The organism is Neolewinella aquimaris, assembly GCF_014197245.1.
Lineage (GTDB): Bacteria > Bacteroidota > Bacteroidia > Chitinophagales > Saprospiraceae > Neolewinella > Neolewinella aquimaris.
Genome location: NZ_JACIFF010000003.1, coordinates 102,033 through 120,826 on the forward strand (window position 1 = coordinate 102,033; position 18,794 = coordinate 120,826).

Consider the following 18,794-nt stretch of genomic DNA (forward strand, 5'->3'; position numbering starts at 1 on the left):
TAATTAAGCAATCTACGTTCGGATAATAAAAGCCGTATGCCGCAATCCCTACTCATTCTCCTCTTGCTGGCGGGAGTTTCCCTCCCGGGTCAGGATATTTTGCTCACCGGTTCCCTGGTACAGGACGGCAACGGAGAACCCCTGGGCTTTGCCACGGCTGTCGCGTACAGCGCGGCCGACAGCAGCATGCAGGGCAACGCAACCACGGAAGTGGACGGTAGCTTCACCCTCTCGCTAGGGCCCGGAAGTTACTACCTCGTTTTCCAGTTTCTCGGCTTCGATAATAAGGTGATTCGGGGGATCGAGATAGCTCCGACGGACGGAGCAATCGATGTCGGTACTGTCCGCATGACCCAGAGCGGGCTTGCCCTAGAGACGGTGGAGGTGACCACCGAGCGAAGTCAGATGGTGATGAAGCTCGATAAACGGGTATTCAACGTAGGAAAAGACCTCACGGGTGCCGGGAACACCGCCGCCGATATCCTGAACAACGTACCCTCCGTCAACGTCGACCCGGAAGGGAACGTGAGCCTGCGCGGCAGCAATGGCGTCCGTATTCTGGTCGACGGCAAGCCCTCCGCCATGCTCAGTTCCGGTGACTTGGATGCGCTGCGCCGTATGCAGGGCGACATCATCGAGTCGGTAGAGGTGATCACCAACCCCTCCGCCCGCTACGAAGCCGAAGGGGAGGCCGGGATCATAAATATCATCCTGAAGAAGAACCGGCAGCGGGGCATCAACGGATCCTTCGGGGCCACCGTAGGCTATCCCGACAATCTCGGAGCCAGCTACAGCCTCAACTACCGCCGCGATCAGTTTAACCTCTTCTCCAATTTTGGCATCAGTTACCGCCGCTCACCCGGTGGCGGCACCGACCGACAACAGTTCCTGAACGACGACGGTAGCCTGCTGGCCCGCTACGATAGCGAAACCGACCAAAACCGCGGGGGCATCGGCGGCAATTTTCAGCTCGGTACCGACTGGTTCATCAACGACCACAACCAGCTCACCGGCTCCCTGCTCTACCGCCAGTCAAAGGACGATAACATCGCCACGGTCACCTACCGCGACTTTGGCGAAAGTGGTCAACTGATCTCCACCACCGTGCGCGACACGGAGGAAGACAGCGACAACCAAAACCTGGAATCCTCCCTGAGCTACAAGCGCACCTTCGACGGTAACGAAGATCGGGTGTGGACCATCGACGCCCAGTACATCCTCGACGACGATATCGAACTCTCCGATATTAGTCAAACGACGACTGATCGATCCGGCCCCCTGCTCCAGAAGGCCAGCAATACCGAGTACGAAACCAACCTGCTCCTGCAGACTGACTACGTACACCCCTTCAGCGACAGCCTCAAAATTGAGGGTGGCCTGCGCTCTACCTTCCGCACCATCCGCAATGCCTTCCGGGTGGAGGAGGCCGACGAGAACGGGACCTTCGTCGTCTTTCCCCAGTTCGATGATGAGTTGGAGTACAACGAGAACATCGCCGCGGCCTACTTTATCGGCAACGGAGAATTCGGTCCGCTTGGGGTACAGGTGGGACTGCGCGGGGAGCTCTCCGACGTGACGGCCGCGCTACTCAAATCGGAAGTGACCAACGAGCAGAAGTACTTTAATCTTTTTCCCAGTGCCTCGGTGTCTTACCGCTTCAGTGAGTTGTCGCAGTTTCAGGTCAGTTACAGTCGGCGGTTGAGCAGACCGTTCTTTCGGCTGCTGTTGCCCTTTTCCAACTTCAACAATCCACGCAACAACACCGTCGGCAATCCTACCCTGCGCCCGGAATACACTGACTCCTACGAAGCGGGCATGCTCCGCTACTTACCCCGTGGATCCGTCCTGGCCAGCCTGTACTACCGCTACACCACTGGGGTGATCGAGCGACTCACCCTGCCCGCCGCGGACGGCACCACCATCCGGTTCCCCGTCAACCTGGGTGACCGGAATGCCTACGGCGTGGAGCTCAACGTCAGCTATGACCTGACCGAATGGTGGAAGGTTACGTCCGATTTCAATCTATACACCGCCACGGTGGAGGGTAATTATCAGGAGATCGATTATGCCGTGGACATTACCTCCTGGAACGGCCGCGCCGCGACGACCCTGGATCTCTCCGACCGGCTCCAGACCCAGGTCACCTTCGAGTACGATGCTCCCCAGAACACCCCTCAGGGACGGAACCTGGCCAGCTACGCCCTGGACGTAGGTGCCTCGCTCGACGTGCTCCGGGGCAAAGGCACAATTACCCTCAGTGGCCGTGATCTTTTTAATACCCGCATCAGCCGTACCGTCATCGATCAACCTACCTACCGGTCAGAATCGGATTTTCAGTGGCGGCAGGCCCGTCAGGTCGTGCTTAGCTTCGTGTATCGCCTGAATCAGGAGAAACGGCGCACTGAGAACCCGGATGGGGAGTGATCAACTAGGCTAGCTTCCGGTTGTTATCACTGCACCCGCGGCCCCGCCAACAAGTATGTTGTCCGGAATGACGAACTTTGCGGCCGCAAACCCCAATCGAGAACGATGAATATTGTAATCGCCGGAGCCGGTGACGTGGGCTTCCACCTTGCCGAACTACTGGTAACGGAAAATCAGAACATTGTACTGATCGACAACGACCAGGAAGTGCTCGACTACGCGGGTTCCCACCTCGATGTGCTCACCGTCAGGGGAGACGCGACCAGCCTGTCCACCCTCGAGACCGCAAGGGTCGGTGCCGCCGACCTGCTGCTGGCGGTAACGACCAGCGAGCAGACCAACATGATGTCGGCCATCCTGGCAAAAAAGATGGGTGCCGGCCGGGTGATTGCCCGGGTGGACAACGAGGAATACCTGGAGTGCAACAACGAACAAACGATCTGCTCCCTCGGCATCGATCAGCTCATCAGCCCGCGCCAACTGGCGGCCGTGGAGATCGAGCGGCTCATAAAGAAGTGCTCCTTCACGGACATCTACGAATTTGAAGACGGCAAGCTGTCGTTGGTGGGGATCACCCTCGACACCAACTCGCCGCTGGTCGGGCGCCAACTCGGCGAGATCGAGGGCCTCAACGACCGCAAGGAACTGCAGCTGATCGCCATTCTGCGGGGCCACCAGACGCTCATCCCCCGCGGCCACACCGAGTTGAGGCGCAACGATCACATCTACTTCATCACACGGCCCGAGCACACCAACCTGGTGGAGCGATTCGTGGGCAAAAAGCACGTGAAGGTGACCAACGCCATGATCATGGGCGGTACCGACCTGGCCATTGCTACCGCCCGAAGATTGCAGCACGACTACAGCGTAACGATCGTAGAAAAAGACAAGGCCCGCTGCAAGAGCATCACCGCCCAGCTCGACAACGTGTTAGTGGTGAAGGGCGACTACACCAACTTCGACCTCCTGGAGGAGGAGGGACTGTCGAAAATGGATGCGTTCATGGCCCTTACCGGAAACAGCGAGACCAACATCATCGCCTGCCTGACCGCCCACAACCACGGGGTGTACAAGACCATCGCCCAGGTGGAGAACAAGGAGTACATCCACATCAGTCAGAACATCGGGGTCGACACCCTGATCAACAAAAAGCTGCTGGCGGCGAACAACATTTTCCGCTACATCCGCAAGGGCAACGTGGAGGCCGTTACCAGCCTGCAGGGGGTGGATGCCGAAGTCATCGAGTACGTGATCACTAAGAGCAACCAGCTCACGAAAAAAACGCTCAAGGAGCTTCACTTTCCGGATACGGCCCTCGTGGGGGGCATCATTCGGGGGAATGAAACCATCATTCCTAACGGTGCTTCCCAACTGCAACTCGGCGATCGGGTGATTGTATTCGCCAAGCCGCAGGCCATCCGGCGTCTTGAGCAATTGTTCCGATAGCGGCTTATGCACCAATTGATCAACTTCTGGCCCATCGCCCGTGTGATCAGCGTCCTGTTGCTGATCATCGGAATGATGATGTGGACCGGTATCCCATTCAGCGCGTACTACGGGGAGAGTGTACTGCCACTCCTGTATGCGGGGTTGACGACGATCACGGCGGCCGGGATTCTGTGGCTCACCACCCAGCGCCGCCCGAGCGACGACACCCTCCCCCGCCCCGCCGACGTGAACATTCGTAAGCGGGAGGGCTACCTGATCGTGGCGCTGAGCTGGACGGCCATGGTATCGTTCGGTATGTTACCCTACCTGTACAGCGGCATGCTGCCCGACGTGGTGGATGCCCTCTTCGAGACCGTCTCCGGAATGACCACTACGGGTGCGTCCGTCCTGACCGACATCGAGATCCAGCCCCGCGGACTGCTGTACTGGCGCAGTCTTACCCAGTGGATCGGTGGTATGGGCATCATCGTCCTGACGGTGGCCATTTTCCCCCTGCTGGGGATCGGCGGCATCGAGCTCTTCGCGGCCGAGGCACCGGGACCGACCTCCGACAAGCTCCACCCCCGCATCAGTGAAACCGCTAAACGGCTGTGGTTCATTTACGTCGGACTCACCGTTGCCGAGGGCATCGTGCTGTTCGTGGCGGGAATGAGCCCGTTCGAAGCCATTAACCATGCCCTGACCACCATGGCTACCGGGGGGTTCAGTACGCGCAACGCCAGTGCTGCGGCCTTCCCGCCCCTGATCCAGTACATTCTGATCGTATTCATGTTTTTGGCGGGAGTGAACTACACCGTGCTGTACCTGAGCCTCAAGCGACGCTGGTCGGAAGTATGGCAGAGTGACGAGCTGAAGGCCTATATCGGGCTGGTGGTGGTGGTATCGCTGTTCTTCACCGGGCGCATTTGGTACATCACGGGGGTTCCGCTGGAACAGAGTTTCCGGGATAGTATGTTTCAGGTGGTGAGTCTCGTCACCACTACGGGGTACGTTTCGGCAGATTATACCAGCTGGACGCCCAGCCTTACCATGATCTGCTTCGTGCTGTTGTTTTTAGGGGCATGTGCCGGCTCCACCGCCGGCGGCATTAAGATCATCCGCAACCTCGTATTCTTCAAGAACAGCTTTTTGGAATTTAAACGGATCATTCATCCCCAGGCGATCATTCCCCTGCGGTTGAACGGGCAGATCGTGCCGGGGCGGATCATTACCCACATCTTTAATTTTCTGCTGCTCTACCTAATTCTTTTCGTGATCGGGTCGGTGGTGCTGAGTATGTTGGGATTGGATTTTCAAACCTCCGTGGGGGCCATGGCAACCAGTCTGGGCAACGTAGGTCCCGGCATTGGCGGAGTGGGGCCGGTAGATAACTTTGCCTGGCTGTCCGATCCGGTGAAGCTGTTTCTTAGCTTTGTGATGATCGTGGGCCGCCTCGAGATTTTCACCGTTTTGGTCCTCTTCACGCCCTACTTCTGGCGACTGAACTGACCCGTCCGTCGGACGTAGCAACTATCCCGATATCTCGTGGTTTTTCCTTGATGTATGATCAAATTTGAAAGCTATACTCTCGACAACGGACTCACCGTACTGCTGCACCACGATGAGCAGCGCACGGTGGCTACCGTCAACGTACTGTATAAGGTAGGTAGCCGCAACGATCCACCCCACCGCACGGGCTTCGCCCACCTGTTCGAGCACCTCATGTTTGCCGGCTCCGAGAGTGTTCCCAACTTTGACGATGCCCTCCAGTTGGCCGGTGGCGAGAACAACGCCGTGACCAGCAGCGACTATACCCTCTACTACGATGTCCTCCCGGCCGAGAATCTGGAAACCGCCCTGTGGTTAGAAAGCGACCGGATGCGCAAGCTTCGTTTCAGTGAGCGCTCCCTGGAAAACGAAAAGCGCGTCGTTGTAGAAGAGTTTCGGGAGACCTGCCTCGAACAGCCCTACGGCGATCTGTACCACCACTTTAACTCCCTCATTTACCGCGAACACCCTTACCGGTGGCCGGTGATCGGTCAGGAGATCAGTCACATTCAGGGAGCCACCCTTGCGGAAGTTAAGGAGTTTTACTACCGATATTACCGGCCCGACAACGCGATCCTCTGTATTGCGGGGAAGTTCGATCCGTCTACCGTACGCGACCGCATCGCCCACTGGTTCGGACGCATCCCCGCTTCCGCCCTACCGGAACGCCCGGCCATCACGGCGGAGCCGGAACAGCGCGAACTGCGTCACCTAACGGTCAGGGCCGATGTTCCCAGCCCGGTCATTTACTTACACTTCCGGACGGAGGACCGAATGCATCCCGATTTTCCGGCAACCGATGTGCTCAGTTTTCTTCTCGGCGGCGGCCGATCTTCCTTACTCTACCGACGTCTCGTGCGGGACACGGAACTCTTCGCCGAGGTAAGTGCCGGCATCAACGATAACCTGGAGGCGGGGGGCATCATCGTGGAAGCACGCCCGAGTGAGGACGTAGACTACTCGCTTGCGCGCGAAGCCCTCTTTGCCGCCATCGGTGAAATGATCGAAAAGGGCATCAACCACGAAGAACTGGAGAAGGTGATCAATCAGTTGGAGCAACGCAACCACTACCGGGAAGCCAACATCAGCAGCCGTGCCAATGAGCTCGTGTTCTACGCCCTGCTCGGTGAGCCGGATCTGATCAATACCGAGATGGACCGCTACTTATCGTTAACCGTAGAGGAAATCAACCGGGTGGCCCGTAAGTACCTTGCTCCGACTCGTCGCGCCGAACTCGAATACCTTACTCTGATATCAGAAGCGTAGACCCCGCCTGCCGCTCGATCTGACCATTGTAGAGGCGAATCTCGGCGGACCAGAGGTAAGTGCCCGTATTGGCCGGCTGTCCTCCCGTGTAGCCGTCCCACCCGCGCTGGGCTGAATTCGGCGCGAAATCGGCATCGGACCATACGACTTCTCCCCAGCGGGTATAGACACGGAAGCTCACGACCCGCTCGACCAAACCGGAATTAGCGAAGATGGCTACGTGGTCGTTGTTGCCATCGCCATTGGGACTAAAGACATTGGGTACGTAGAACGGAGTCCGACCATCGACCGCTACGTAGGTGGTAAGGCTATCCGTACAACCGTATATATCCTGCAGGATCAGATCGATGTCCTGAGTGTACGGAGCGGTAAGGGTTGGGTTGGGGCAGGTGGGGCAATCAAACAGTTCGGCGGGTTCCCAGCGGTACGAGAAAATCTGATTTCTCGGCACCTGGTAGTTCAACCGGATGTTGACGTTACCGCCGGCATCCTGTGGGAAGAAAGCAGGTAGGGCAACGTACCGTTGGGCGGCCTTAGGGAAAAAGAATTCCGGCTGTAGAATCTCACAGCCCGCGGCATCCCGGATACTAAGCTGGTAGTAGGTTCCCGGGGTGAGGGTATTCCATAATTCGCCACCGAAGTAGTTGCTGCCGTCGACGCTGTATTCATAGGGCGGGATGCCCCCGTTGGCATTGAGGGAAAGTGGGGGGCGTCGGAGCTGGTCGCAGGTTAGGTCAATGGGTTGGATCGATTCAGGATCACGAATAGGAACGAAGGCCGAATCTACACATCCGAGGGCATCCGTGACCTGGAGGAGGTAGTCCCCGGGGCCCAGTCCGGTAAAAGCCAGGCCATCTACTGCCGAGCTATCCAATTGGTAGGTGTAAGGTTCTACGGTCGGAAGGTGAGTGGCGGAGATCGTACCGTCGTTGCTTCCCGCGCACGTTGGATCGGTGAACGAGGTGTTCAGGACGGGCTGGTAAAAATCCACGCGCAGCCGTTCACTGATTTCAGTGGAGCAGGCACGGTCCGAAACTCCGATGATGTGGTAGTCGCCGCTCCGAGTTACGGGCCAACTGCCCCGGCCCGCGTTGGAAATCAGGACCGTCCGCGGGGCACCGGCATCGATCTGGTACGTCAGCCGAAAGGGGCCGACGCCGGTTAGGTCGGCTACGATTTGCTGCTCTTCTCCCCAACAAGCGGTAAGGTCCTGGGTTGGAAATTCGACGGTGGGTGGGTCGCTTCCCTGGGTTGCCGCACGGCGCGTTTGTACCTCCCCGCAGGCATCCGCGACGCGAACCGAAATGGTGTCGGGTAAAGTTCCGGCGACTACGGGCTCGGCCTCCCGACTTCCGAAGCTCCACTCGTACGTATAGGGCGGAACACCGCCGGCAACGTTGACGGAGAGGGTAGAACCGTTGTCCGGGCAGTAGTAAAAGGTGTCATCCAGTCCGACTTCCAGCGGGGCGGCTTCCCGCACGACGATGCGGACGGAATCGGTGTAACACGCACAGGGAACATCAAGGATCAACCACGCCTCCTCTTCGCCTTCCTGCAGCGTATCGGAGAGGGCGGAGATGGGAATTTCGGCGAACATTTGCCCGGCGGGTATGGTCACGGTGCCCGGGCCGGCGGTGAAATCGGCCGTATCCGTAGCCACGGAGTTATCGCTGAGGCGGTAGTTTATGGTCTGGTCCCGGTCGATTTGGCTATCGGCCCCCCGCACCACGCGCATGGTGGTGGGTGTACAATCTTCGTAAACCACGATGGGCTCATCCTGTCCTCCCTCGCTTTCCAGGCTCACACTCGCACCGAGATCAAAGCTGCCGGCTTCGAGGAACACCGCGGAATCGAAGTTGCTGTCGTTGATGTCGGCCACCAGTAGGCGGATATGGTAAGTTTCACAGACCTGTACCTTTACCGTAGCGGTGAGGATGACGGTCTGTCCGTCGTATTCGATCGATTGGAAACGAGGACCGGTTTCCGTGCTGCCGCCGCAGTTGGCCTGTTGCTTGGTGGCGGCGAACTCGTTGTCGAGGTAGTACTGATTATTGGTGCGGTAGTTGACGTTGTTGATTGAAACGGACTGGCGGGTACCGGGGATAAGGGCGATGTTGACCGCGCTATCGGCGTAGGGCCCCGCGAAACCCGGACCGCTAATAAAAAAGCCGAAGATGTCATTAAACTTAGCCCCTACGAATTCACAGTATTCTTCGGAAGCAAAAACGTAGCGGAAGGTGATGACCGGCTCCAACGGCACGAAGTCGAACTCGATACCGCTGCGGTCGTAAACTGCTCCGGTGGAAACTCGATCAAGGTCGGGGTCGGGGGTCAGTCCGCTCAGTTGTGAACCGGTATTGGTTCGCTTGTTGGGTCCGACGGCATTCTGCACTTTTCCCGTGGAAAGGACGATTCCACGATTGAAACCCACAATGTCTTCCGAGCCCGTAAAGTAGCCGATGCCGTCCGGATTGCTGCCGATCTGTCTGACGTTGAAGATGGTTTCGCACCGATCGGTAGCGAATACTTCCTTCACCAACCGCTCCGCACTATAGCGGGGATCTACCTCCAACGGCGACGCAGAGGATTGAGCGACCACAGCGGTAGTCGTCCAGCACAGCCAGGAAAGGAGTAAAATTCGAAAGATCATCAAGATCGGTTAGCAAGTCGTTAGGGCTTGGAGGTGAACTGCTCTAAGACAAGTCTGGAGTCAAAACCAGTACAAGGCCGATGGTATTGCACGTTTTATACTCTTCCTCCAAAAATTAACGGGATAATTCAATAGTGTCTTGGGTCGGAGGTGCTTATACCAGAACCCTGCCTGGGCTGCTGGTGTTTGTTGGCTTTCACCCTATTGTGACGGCCAGCTGTCTTTCGAATATGTTTGTACTTCTCCTCACCACCGTTATCGTGCTTTTCCTGGCGATGCTATTCGTTAATCTTTACTTCCGCGCTAAGGTAATGCGGGCGTATCGGGTGCTGGTACGAAGTGAGGTAGATTTTACCGCCGCCCAAATCCTTAGTCCCCGGAGAATGGAAGAAGAGGTAGTGCCGGCCTATCCCGGTCAGGCCGGTGCGATCCGTGATTTCGGCAATTACCTGCGCCGTAGCATTCGTATGGCAACGGTACTGCTGCTGCTCATTACGCTCTTTGGGGCCATCCTAATGTGGCACGGACGGTGAGCCTCAGTCGGCAATGGTAAGGGTAAACCCGACACCGTGAATGTTCTCGATTCTGATGCGGGCATCCTTGTTCAAGTACTTGCGCAACCGGCTCACGAAAACATCGAGGCTGCGCCCCAGAAAATAGTCGTTTTCCCCCCAAATTTGCTCGAGTATCTTGCTGCGCTCCAGTACTTTTTCCCGGTTGCGGTTCAGCAGCTGCAGCAGTTCCGCTTCCCGCCGCGTCAACCGCCGGGATTCCTCGCCGTAGGAGAGTTGCAGCTGGGCGGCATCGAAGCGATAGTTGCCGATCTGCCGGGGATCAAAGGTGGGGGTAGCCGGCCGCACCCGGTTGCGCCGCAGGAAGACCTCGATCTTCAGGATCAGCTCCTCGATGCTAAAGGGCTTGGTGATGTAGTCGTCCGCTCCAATGCGTAGGCCGTGCAGTCGGTCCTCTTTGAGGCTTTTCGCCGTTAAAAACAGGATGGGAATGTTCTGATCCCGCTCCCGGATGCGCCGTGCCAGTTCGTAGCCGTCCACTCCCGGCAGCATTACGTCAAATAGGCACAGGTCGAAACTCAGTCTACCCTCCTCGATCAGCGTGGCGGCGGCAGTGCCCGACTCCAGGTGCGTCACCGCAAAGCCGTTCAACTCCAGGTTGTCCCGGGTGACGAAACCAAGGCTTTCGTCGTCTTCGACGTACAGTAAGCTGGCTTTACTCATGCGGTTACGGCTTCGGAGGTGGTGGATAGCGGGATGCGCAGGTGCAGTGTTGTACCACGACCGAGCTTACTCTCGACCCGAATGTTCCACCGGTGCGCGCGGCAGATTTGGTTCACATAGTAAAGGCCGAGACCAAAGCCCTTCACGTCGTGCACGTCGCCGGTGGGCACCCGGTAAAATTTTTCGAAGAGGCGGTCCTGGTGTTCGGGCGCGATCCCCGGCCCGTCGTCGCTGACGGCCAGGTGGAGGTGCCCCCGGGAAATGCGGCCGACCACGGCAATGTGGGGGGTTTCCCCACCGTACTTGATCGCGTTGTCCAGCAAATTGTGTAGGATGTTTGCCAGGTGCAGGGGGTCGGCGTGGAGGGGAATCGGGCGATCGGGCAGTTGCCAGGTAAGGTGACCGTCGCGCTCCTCGGTACGCGCCCGGGCACTGCTGAGCAAGGGCGGCAGGAGCTCCTGAAGATCGATCTGCTCCCGTTGCACGTCGAAGCTGCCCTTTTCGATGCGGGCGATCTGCAGCACTTTCTCTACCTGCTCGTTTAATCTTTCGTACTGATCGTAAATCAGCTGGGCGTAGCGCGCAAGCCGTGCGTCACTGGCGACATACGGGTCGCGGGCAATTACGTCCGCCGCAATCCGGATCGTCGATAACGGCGTCTTAAACTCGTGGGTCATATTGTCGATGAACTCCTTTTGCATGCCCGCCAGCCGGCGCTGACGCAAAATGACGATCATGGAGTAAATGAAAAATACGACGGTGAGAATCAGGATCACCGACAGAAAGATCACCAGCTGCATTTTTTGCCAGATGTAGCCGATGCGGGTGGGAAACTTCACGCCGAAATAGTACAGGAGGCTTTCGTCGGGCGGCAGGTAGCTGCCCGCTACCGGACCGTCGTCGGGTAGCTGAGGGGTGTCGGCGTAGCAGTATCCGCCGTAGGCCATTTCATTGGTGGAACAGTCGAAGATGGCATATTCGAAGTCGATGTCGAGATTGAGCCGCTGTAGCTCCTGCTGCATCAGGTACTCCAGCCGTTGGGCGTCGATCTCGCTTTCCGTATTGACAATGAAGTAGTTGCTGCTGCGCTGCCGTACGATGTCGCGTTTCGGCAGGTCCGCCTTGTTTTCCGCGGCTAACTGACGGGCCACGCCGTAGAGGGCCAGCTGTGCCTTCTGGCTGAACTCGGTGTCGTTAAGGTTCCAGGTAGTAGCTACCCAGTAGGTCTGCATGCCCACAATGCCGAAGATGGCCACTACGCCCAGCGCGATCACCCGCCTTATGATGTGTTTGCCCATGGAATAAGTAACAACGCATGCAGAAAAAGATACGGTATCCCTTCCGGCTCAGTCGATCAGCGGACGGGTAGCGGAGGAGGGGAAGTTCGTCCAGCCGAATCGGTCGAGGTTGGCTGCGGCGGCTTCGCCGTCGAAGATGACGAAGCGGTAGCGGGAGACGTAACTACCCCCCGGAGGGATAAAAAAGCCGGCCTCCACTACCGGCGTAACCGAAAGATAGGGCATCTCGGGATGAACGCGAACGAACTGTGGAGAGCGGAAATTTTCGGGATGGGAAAACACGGCCAGTCCGGCCGTACCGTCCTCATCGCTACCGTCTAGGGGCCCGTATATCGCCGTCCACGCCGGGCGGGTATGGTTGGCGGCCGCCCGATCGGCACCGGCGTCGGTAAGGAAGCTGGCCGGTGCGCGGTACATGAGCGAGTCAGACTCATTCCACTCCGCACTGCCCCGCACGCCGAGGCCGCCGTAGCTGTACTTATTGAGGAAAAGGGTGTCGTCCGTGATGTTGGTCTGTTCGCTGCGCAGGTCCCATACGTAGGGGGAGGTGCTGTCGTAGACGCGTATGTGCCAGTCTTCTTGTAAAATCGGACCGTATTTACTGCTGACCTGCTGCAACCGTGCGCGGAAGCCGATCATATCCGCCGAATCAATGGTTTCGAGGAGGGCCACGTGCCGCGCAGTGCCGGTTCGGTCTTGCTGGTTCCAGAAGTCGATGTCCTCTCCCCGGAAGTCGGTACTGGTCCAGGCCATAAAAATGCCGTGCTGGTGGGAGTGGCCCACGGGAAAGGCATCGGTGATGAGGCGTCCGGCGGGGCTGTAAACCGGATCGATGAACCCGCTGCGGCTGTAATAGGCCGGGAGCGTATCTCCGTCTACCGGCTCCTCGAGCTGCTCGGCGAGTTGGTAACTGAGTACCGGTCGCCCGGCCATGGTGATCCGCAGTTCGGTATCGTTTACCTGAATGCGGGGCGGCGGCGGATCCGTTTGGCAGGATGCCATTAGGAGGTTTACCGCTATGCCCAACCAAATCACTGACTTCATCCGTTATCTTTGCTCCTGACCCTAAAGTACGATTCCCATGGAAGATGCCACGCCCCCCTGCCCCATTCCCCGCTGGCAACTGCTTAAGCAGGAACTGAAGAACGTGGGTCCGGAGGAATTTGATCGCCTGCGGGAAGCGGCCACCCCCGGCACGGTGATCGACGTACGCAATGAACAAGAATACGCCGGACACCACCTGGAGGGAGCGGTAAACCTGAACTACCTCGGCCCGGATTTTCTCGAACAGATCGACCGGCTCGATCGGGAGCAAACCTACCTCGTCTACTGCCGCAGCGGTCGGCGCAGCGTAAGGGCCTGCACCCTGATGCGGAATGCGGGCATTGACAAACTGGTCCACCTCGATGGTGGCATAAACGCTTACTCGTGATTACCCGACTGCTCTGCACTTTGCCCTTACTTATGCTTCTCGTAGAGGCTTGCGGTCAGGCTAACACAGCACCCGCGTCCCCGCCCCCCGCTACTGCCTACTCCAATGTATCGGTTGATGAATTTCGCCAACGGATGGGGGAAGAAGACGTCGTACTGCTCGACGTGCGCACGCCCGGAGAGGTGAGCCAGGGGAAAATACCGGGAGCCGTGGAAATGGATTTTCGGGACCCCGATTTCCGGCAACGGATTGAAAGCCTGGACAAGGACCGCACCTACCTCGTGTACTGCGCGGTGGGTGGCCGCAGCAGCCAGACCTGTGAAATGATGTCGGAGGCTGGGTTTGCACGACTGTACAACCTGGAGGGGGGATACACGGCCTGGAAGGGGCGGTAAACGAAACATTGGCCCGCCATTGCCTGCTTTAATAAGAAAGCAAAATTTATGGAAGACTGGCTCAATGTATCCTGGTCCCTGCTGCTGGAAACGATCGCCTCCGTATTCTTCATTTTTACCGCTATCGTGGTCCTGGTGCGCATCTCCGGACTGCGGACCTTTGCAAAAATGTCAAGCTTCGACTTCGCTTCGACCATTGCCATCGGGTCCATCCTGGCCTCTGTAGTTATGAACAGCGACACCTCCCTGGTGAAGGGGGTAGTAGCCCTGGGCACCATCATGTTGTTTCAGCAGATCTTTGCCGGACTAAAGATTCGCTGGGATACCTTCCAGCAGATCTCCGAAAACAGTCCGACCCTACTGATGGACGGCACCACTTTCTTGCACGACAACATGAAGAAAACCGGCGTGAGCCGCTCCGACATCATTGCCAAACTGCGGGAAGCTAACGTGATCCGGCTCGAGCAGGTGAAGGCCGTCGTGCTGGAGACGACCGGTGATATTTCCGTCCTGCACCAGGAAGTAGGGGGAGGAGAACTGGAGGAGCTGCTGCTCGAGGGCGTGGTGCGCTAGTTGCTACCTTCGCGGCATGGCTGAATACCGGATCAAAGAAAATACCGACTGGGAAGAATGGCACGGCGTACTGGACATGGTGTACGCGGGCAATCCGCAGTACGTTTATCCCCTGCGCAGCGACATCGAGGGCATCCTGAGTGAAAAGAATGCCGCCCACACCGGAGATAACCTTCGTCGGTGGGTAGCGATGGACGGCAACCGGGCGGTGGGGCGGATTGCGGCCTTCATCGACGTCGAACGCAACAAGGAGCTGGACCTGCCCTCCGGGGGAATAGGGTTCTTTGAATCGGTCGAGGATGCTGACATGGCCCGATTACTGCTTACCACCGCGGAAACCTGGTTGCGCGACAGGGGCATGCAGGCGGTAGACGGGCCGATCAACTTCGGCGAGCGCGATAAATTTTGGGGACTGTTAGTCAAGGGTTGGTACCGGCCCATCTACCAGGAAACCTACAATCCGCCGTACTACCAGACCTTCTTTGAGGAAAACGGCTACCAAGCCCACGAGCAGTGCCTGACGATGCGGGGGGTGGTGTCGGAGTTTCCGGGCGAGCGGCTCGGCAAGCTGGCCGCGCGCGTGCGGGACCGCTACGGCCTGTATACCAAACAACTCGACCGGAAGAACTTAAAGCAAGGGGCCGCCGATTTTGCCGAGGCCTACAATGCCGCCTTTAATCACTGGCCCTACTTCAAGCCACTGACCGGAGACGACATCTACCCCACCTTCCAGCAGATGAAGCCCATTATGGACCCCCACCTCACCTGCATCGCCTACAACAAGGATGGGCGGCCCATCGGCCTGGCCGGGCTCATCCCCGACATCAACTGTTTCCTGGGGGGCGTAAATGGAAAACTGAACTGGCTCGGGCTACCAAAATTCCTTTACCGCCTGAAATTTCAGAAGCAACCCCGCAATTGCAAGGGCATCGCCTTCGGTATCGCCAAGGATTACCAGCGGCAGGGCGTATATCCTCTCATGGTCGATGCCATGTTCCAGAGCGGCGACCGCCACACCAGCCGCACCTACCGCTACGTGGATATGGCGACCATCCGCGGCCACAACAAACTCATGGTCGACACCTGCCGGCAAATGAATACCGAGATCCACCGGGTCCACTTGGCCTACCGCAAGGCCCTGGCGGCGGATGCCAGCTGGGAGCCCTTTGAAATGATGGACGTGAGCGAAGTAGGAATGGGGGAGTACAAAAAGGCTTAACGGGGCGAGCACCTCAGCCAATCCGCGAAAATCCGCGAACCAAATCCACGCGCAATCTGCGGTAAAAAAAACAAGCACGTACCCAACGTTCTCCACACAACAAAGCCGTTATCCACAGCCTTTTCCACAACAAATTGTTTAAAAACTCCGTATCTTTGTATTCTGATGGCGAAGGACAAAAAGATGGAACGGCGGAACTACAACGGCAACGGCAGCACGGCCACGGCCTACAGTAATCGGAGCAGGCTGGAGGAGGCGAATCTACCCGCTTATAGCAAGTTGCCCCCTCAGGCACCCGACCTGGAGGAGGCCATTCTTTCGGCCATCCTGATCGAACGGGAGGCCATGACTAAGGTGCTGGACATCATCTCCGCCGACTCGTTCTACAAGCCCGCCCACCAGGCGATCTACCGCAGCATGCGGCGGCTCTTCGAGCGGAGCCAGCCCATCGATCTGCTGATGGTCATGGAAGACCTGCGCAAGCACGAGGAGCTCGAAGTCGTCGGGGGAGCAGCCTACCTGGCCCAACTTACAAGCAAGGTGACCAGCTCGGCCAACATCGAGTACCACGCCCGGATCGTTACGGAGAAGTTCATCCAGCGCGAGCTGATCCGCACGAGCACCGAAATCATCAAGGACGCCTACGAAGACGGCACCGACGTACTTGACCTGCTCGATAAGGCCGGGAACTTCGTTTTTGAGATCACCGAGCGCAACATGGGCAAACAGGTGGCCGATATGGGTACCCTGGCCAATCAGCTGATGGACCAGCTCACCATGCTCCGCGAAAAAGAAGACGGCCTCACCGGAATTCCCACCGGCTTTACGGAGCTGGATCGCCTTACCTCCGGACTCCAATCCTCCGACCTCATCATCGTCGCGGCCCGCCCGGCGATGGGTAAGACGAGTTTCGTCCTCTCCATGGCCCGCAATGCCGCCGCAGAATTTGGCCACGGGGTAGCCATCTTCAGCCTGGAGATGAGCGCCGCCCAGCTGGCCGGCCGTATCTTCAGTCAGGACGCCGAGGTCAACGGCCAGAAAATGCGGAACGGTAAGTTCGACGACGATGAGTGGGTCCGCCTGGTTGAGGCCATGAACCGCATCGGCGAGGCCCCGATCTACATCGACGACACGGCCGGCATCAACGTCTTCGAACTCCGCGCCAAGTGCCGCCGCCTCAAGCTTGAAAAGGGCATCAGCATGGTGATCATCGACTACCTGCAGCTGATGTCGGGCACCGGAGAAGCCAACAAGGGCGGCAACCGCGAACAGGAGGTATCGGCCATCAGCCGCGCCCTCAAGGGACTAGCCAAGGAGCTGGAAGTGCCGGTGATCGCCCTCTCCCAGCTGAGCCGGGCGGTGGAGACCCGTGGTGGAGATAAACGCCCGCAGCTCAGTGACTTACGCGAATCGGGTTGCCTTACGGGAGACACGCTGGTGACGCTTGCCGGAGATGGTCGGCGTATACCCATCCGCGAATTGGTACAGAAACACCCCCGGGGTGGTTTTCGGGTGTGGGCTTCGAATGAACAGCATCAGTTGGTTCCCGCGATGGTCACCGCAGCCTTCTCTACGGGAACTAAAATGACTTACCGGCTACGTACGGGCCTGGGGCGGACCATCCGCGCGACGGCTAATCACAAATTCCTGACGGTAGATGGTTGGAAACGGCTGGATGAGCTATCCGTTGGTGACCACTTAGCAACTCCCCGCTGCATTCCAAATATCGGACAACCACCCAGCGAGCGCACGGAGGCAGAGTTGGCGCTGCTTGGCCATTTGATTGGCGACGGTTGTACGCTACCTCGACATTGCATTCAGTACACCACGCGCGAGCGCGATCTGGCCGAGCAAGTAGCGGAATTGGCTACCACCCGGCAAATGCAGGCCGAACTGGAAATGAGTTACTGTGGTACGGCTCTCTATAAGTCCAACCTCAGTCGAGAGCGTGCATCGACGGTAGCCGCTGTCACCAATTGCGGAGAATTAGCCGATTTGGCCAGTAGCGATCTGTTCTGGGACTCCATCGTCAGTATAGAAGAGGCTGGTATGGAGGAGGTATTCGACCTAACCGTACCTGGGCCCCATAACTTTGTAGCTAACGACGTGGTCGTTCATAATTCAATCGAGCAGGACGCCGATATGGTCATGTTCCTCTACCGGCCGGAATACTACAAGATCACCGAAGACGAGCAGGGAAACAGCCTGGCCGGCATCGCCGAAATCATCATCGGGAAGAACCGCCACGGAGAGGCTAAGGACATACGCCTGCGCTTCGACAGCGACTTCGCCCGCTTCAGCGATCTCGACGACCCCGACTTCGATCTACTGCCCTCGGGAGCGATCACCGGCGGACAACCCCAGCAGCCCTACGGCGGGGGCACCCTGCCGAGTAAGATGAATACCGACGACGACATTCCATTCTAGCCTTCTAGGCAGTTTGCTATCTTACCGGGACCAACACGCTCCTCCCGGCATGCAAACCTATTACGACTTCCTTGACTTCCTCGGCACGCTCTCCGTTGAACAAACCCTATGGTTAGCCATCTTCGGGCTGCTGATCCTAACCATCGGAATTTGCCTTGGCTGGCTCATACAACGACGGAAAACCAGTAAAATCCGGCAGTCGCTTTCGGCTACTAAGCGAGAAATGGAAACTTACCGGGAACGCGTTACCTCCACCGACGAAGAGCAAAAGGCCCTGGCCCGCGAACTCGTCAATCTCACTACGGAAAAGGACGATATCCTCGTTCACCTTAGGGAGGTACAGCACCGCAACGGATCCCTCGGAAACGACCTCCAACTATTTCGTGCTGACAACGACCGGCTGACCGCCACCAACCAGAGCTACGCCACCACCATCGAGGACCTGAACGACCAGATCATCGGACTCAAAACCCGCAACGAGCAGTTACTGGGCGGGGGCGCAGGTGCAGCCACCGATTCAGTAGAGCAACGCCTGCGGGCCCTGGAAATCCGGGTAGCCAGCCTTGCCAAAACGGAGCCGACCGCGCTGCCACCCATCAATACCGGTGAGCCGACCCATCAGGTTCGCATCGGAGAATCGCTGGCGGATGTAAGCGAACCGGAAGCCGCGGACTTTACCCGAATCTCCGGTATCGACAACCGGGTATCGCGCGCACTCCGGGATGCAGGCATTCAATCCTGGACTGCCCTGGCAAATACTCCAACCGAAGAGATCGGAGCGATTCTTTACCAAGCGGATCTGGACGATGCGACTTACGATATTGCCGACTGGCAGATCGAGTCCGCCCGTATAGCCGGTGAGACTAAACTATCGGTATAGGATGCACGTCAATACAAGG

At 57.9% G+C, this 18,794-nt stretch carries 15 protein-coding genes; 11 read left to right on the forward strand and 4 right to left on the reverse strand.

Going from position 1 to position 18,794, the window contains the following annotated elements; genetic code table 11:
- Positions 1-36 precede the first annotated feature (36 nt).
- From GGR28_RS07130 to GGR28_RS07145, 4 genes are all read left to right on the forward strand, one after another.
- Positions 37-2,424: an outer membrane beta-barrel family protein gene (locus GGR28_RS07130; RefSeq protein WP_183495074.1), complete on the forward strand. Its 2,388-nt coding sequence runs from the start codon at positions 37-39 to the stop codon at positions 2,422-2,424.
- 105 nt (positions 2,425-2,529) lie between these two features.
- Positions 2,530-3,870: a Trk system potassium transporter TrkA gene (gene trkA, locus GGR28_RS07135; protein WP_183495076.1), complete on the forward strand. Its 1,341-nt coding sequence runs from the start codon at positions 2,530-2,532 to the stop codon at positions 3,868-3,870.
- Between the two features lie 15 nt (positions 3,871-3,885).
- Positions 3,886-5,361: a TrkH family potassium uptake protein gene (locus GGR28_RS07140; RefSeq protein WP_183495385.1), complete on the forward strand. Its 1,476-nt coding sequence runs from the start codon at positions 3,886-3,888 to the stop codon at positions 5,359-5,361.
- 54 nt (positions 5,362-5,415) lie between these two features.
- On the forward strand, positions 5,416-6,666 hold the full coding sequence (locus GGR28_RS07145) for a M16 family metallopeptidase (RefSeq protein WP_183495077.1): 1,251 nt from the start codon (positions 5,416-5,418) through the stop codon (positions 6,664-6,666).
- Here the strand turns inward: GGR28_RS07145 and GGR28_RS07150 are convergent.
- A complete protein-coding gene (locus GGR28_RS07150) occupies positions 6,644-9,316 on the reverse strand; it encodes a choice-of-anchor L domain-containing protein (protein ID WP_183495079.1) in 2,673 nt (890 codons plus the stop codon). The genes GGR28_RS07145 and GGR28_RS07150 overlap by 23 nt on opposite strands.
- A 230-nt stretch (positions 9,317-9,546) precedes the next feature.
- Here GGR28_RS07150 and GGR28_RS07155 point away from each other — a divergent pair, with 230 nt between their 5' ends.
- Positions 9,547-9,849, forward strand: coding sequence for a hypothetical protein (locus GGR28_RS07155; RefSeq protein ID WP_183495080.1), 303 nt, complete (start codon positions 9,547-9,549; stop codon positions 9,847-9,849).
- A gap of 3 nt (positions 9,850-9,852) precedes the next feature.
- Here the strand turns inward: GGR28_RS07155 and GGR28_RS07160 are convergent, their stop codons facing one another.
- The 3 genes from GGR28_RS07160 to GGR28_RS07170 are packed head-to-tail and all read right to left on the reverse strand — an operon-like array spanning position 9,853 to position 12,851.
- Positions 9,853-10,551: a response regulator transcription factor gene (locus GGR28_RS07160; protein WP_183495082.1), complete on the reverse strand. Its 699-nt coding sequence runs from the start codon at positions 10,549-10,551 to the stop codon at positions 9,853-9,855.
- Complete coding sequence (locus GGR28_RS07165; protein ID WP_183495084.1) at positions 10,548-11,849, reverse strand: sensor histidine kinase; 1,302 nt, start codon at positions 11,847-11,849, stop codon at positions 10,548-10,550. The genes GGR28_RS07160 and GGR28_RS07165 overlap by 4 nt, the downstream gene beginning before the upstream one ends.
- Positions 11,850-11,897: 48 nt before the next feature.
- Positions 11,898-12,851 (reverse strand): DUF6807 domain-containing protein, encoded by a 954-nt coding sequence (locus tag GGR28_RS07170; protein WP_183495086.1) that lies wholly within the window; start codon positions 12,849-12,851, stop codon positions 11,898-11,900.
- Positions 12,852-12,930: 79 nt separating this feature from the next.
- Here GGR28_RS07170 and GGR28_RS07175 point away from each other — a divergent pair, with 79 nt between their 5' ends.
- The 6 genes from GGR28_RS07175 to GGR28_RS07200 all read left to right on the forward strand — a co-directional run bounded on the left by GGR28_RS07175 (position 12,931) and on the right by GGR28_RS07200 (position 18,775).
- A complete protein-coding gene (locus GGR28_RS07175) occupies positions 12,931-13,281 on the forward strand; it encodes a rhodanese-like domain-containing protein (protein ID WP_183495087.1) in 351 nt (116 codons plus the stop codon).
- 32 nt (positions 13,282-13,313) lie between these two features.
- On the forward strand, positions 13,314-13,676 hold the full coding sequence (locus tag GGR28_RS07180; RefSeq protein WP_183495088.1) for a rhodanese-like domain-containing protein: 363 nt from the start codon (positions 13,314-13,316) through the stop codon (positions 13,674-13,676).
- A gap of 48 nt (positions 13,677-13,724) precedes the next feature.
- Positions 13,725-14,249, forward strand: coding sequence for a DUF421 domain-containing protein (locus GGR28_RS07185; RefSeq protein ID WP_183495089.1), 525 nt, complete (start codon positions 13,725-13,727; stop codon positions 14,247-14,249).
- Positions 14,250-14,265: 16 nt separating this feature from the next.
- Entirely contained in the window at positions 14,266-15,468 is a 1,203-nt protein-coding gene (locus GGR28_RS07190; protein ID WP_183495090.1) for a hypothetical protein, read from the forward strand.
- 165 nt (positions 15,469-15,633) lie between these two features.
- On the forward strand, positions 15,634-17,895 hold the full coding sequence (gene dnaB, locus GGR28_RS07195; RefSeq protein WP_221233831.1) for a replicative DNA helicase: 2,262 nt from the start codon (positions 15,634-15,636) through the stop codon (positions 17,893-17,895).
- A 49-nt stretch (positions 17,896-17,944) separates the two neighbouring features.
- Positions 17,945-18,775: a coiled-coil domain-containing protein gene (locus tag GGR28_RS07200; RefSeq protein ID WP_183495091.1), complete on the forward strand. Its 831-nt coding sequence runs from the start codon at positions 17,945-17,947 to the stop codon at positions 18,773-18,775.
- The last annotated feature ends 19 nt before the right edge of the window (positions 18,776-18,794 follow it).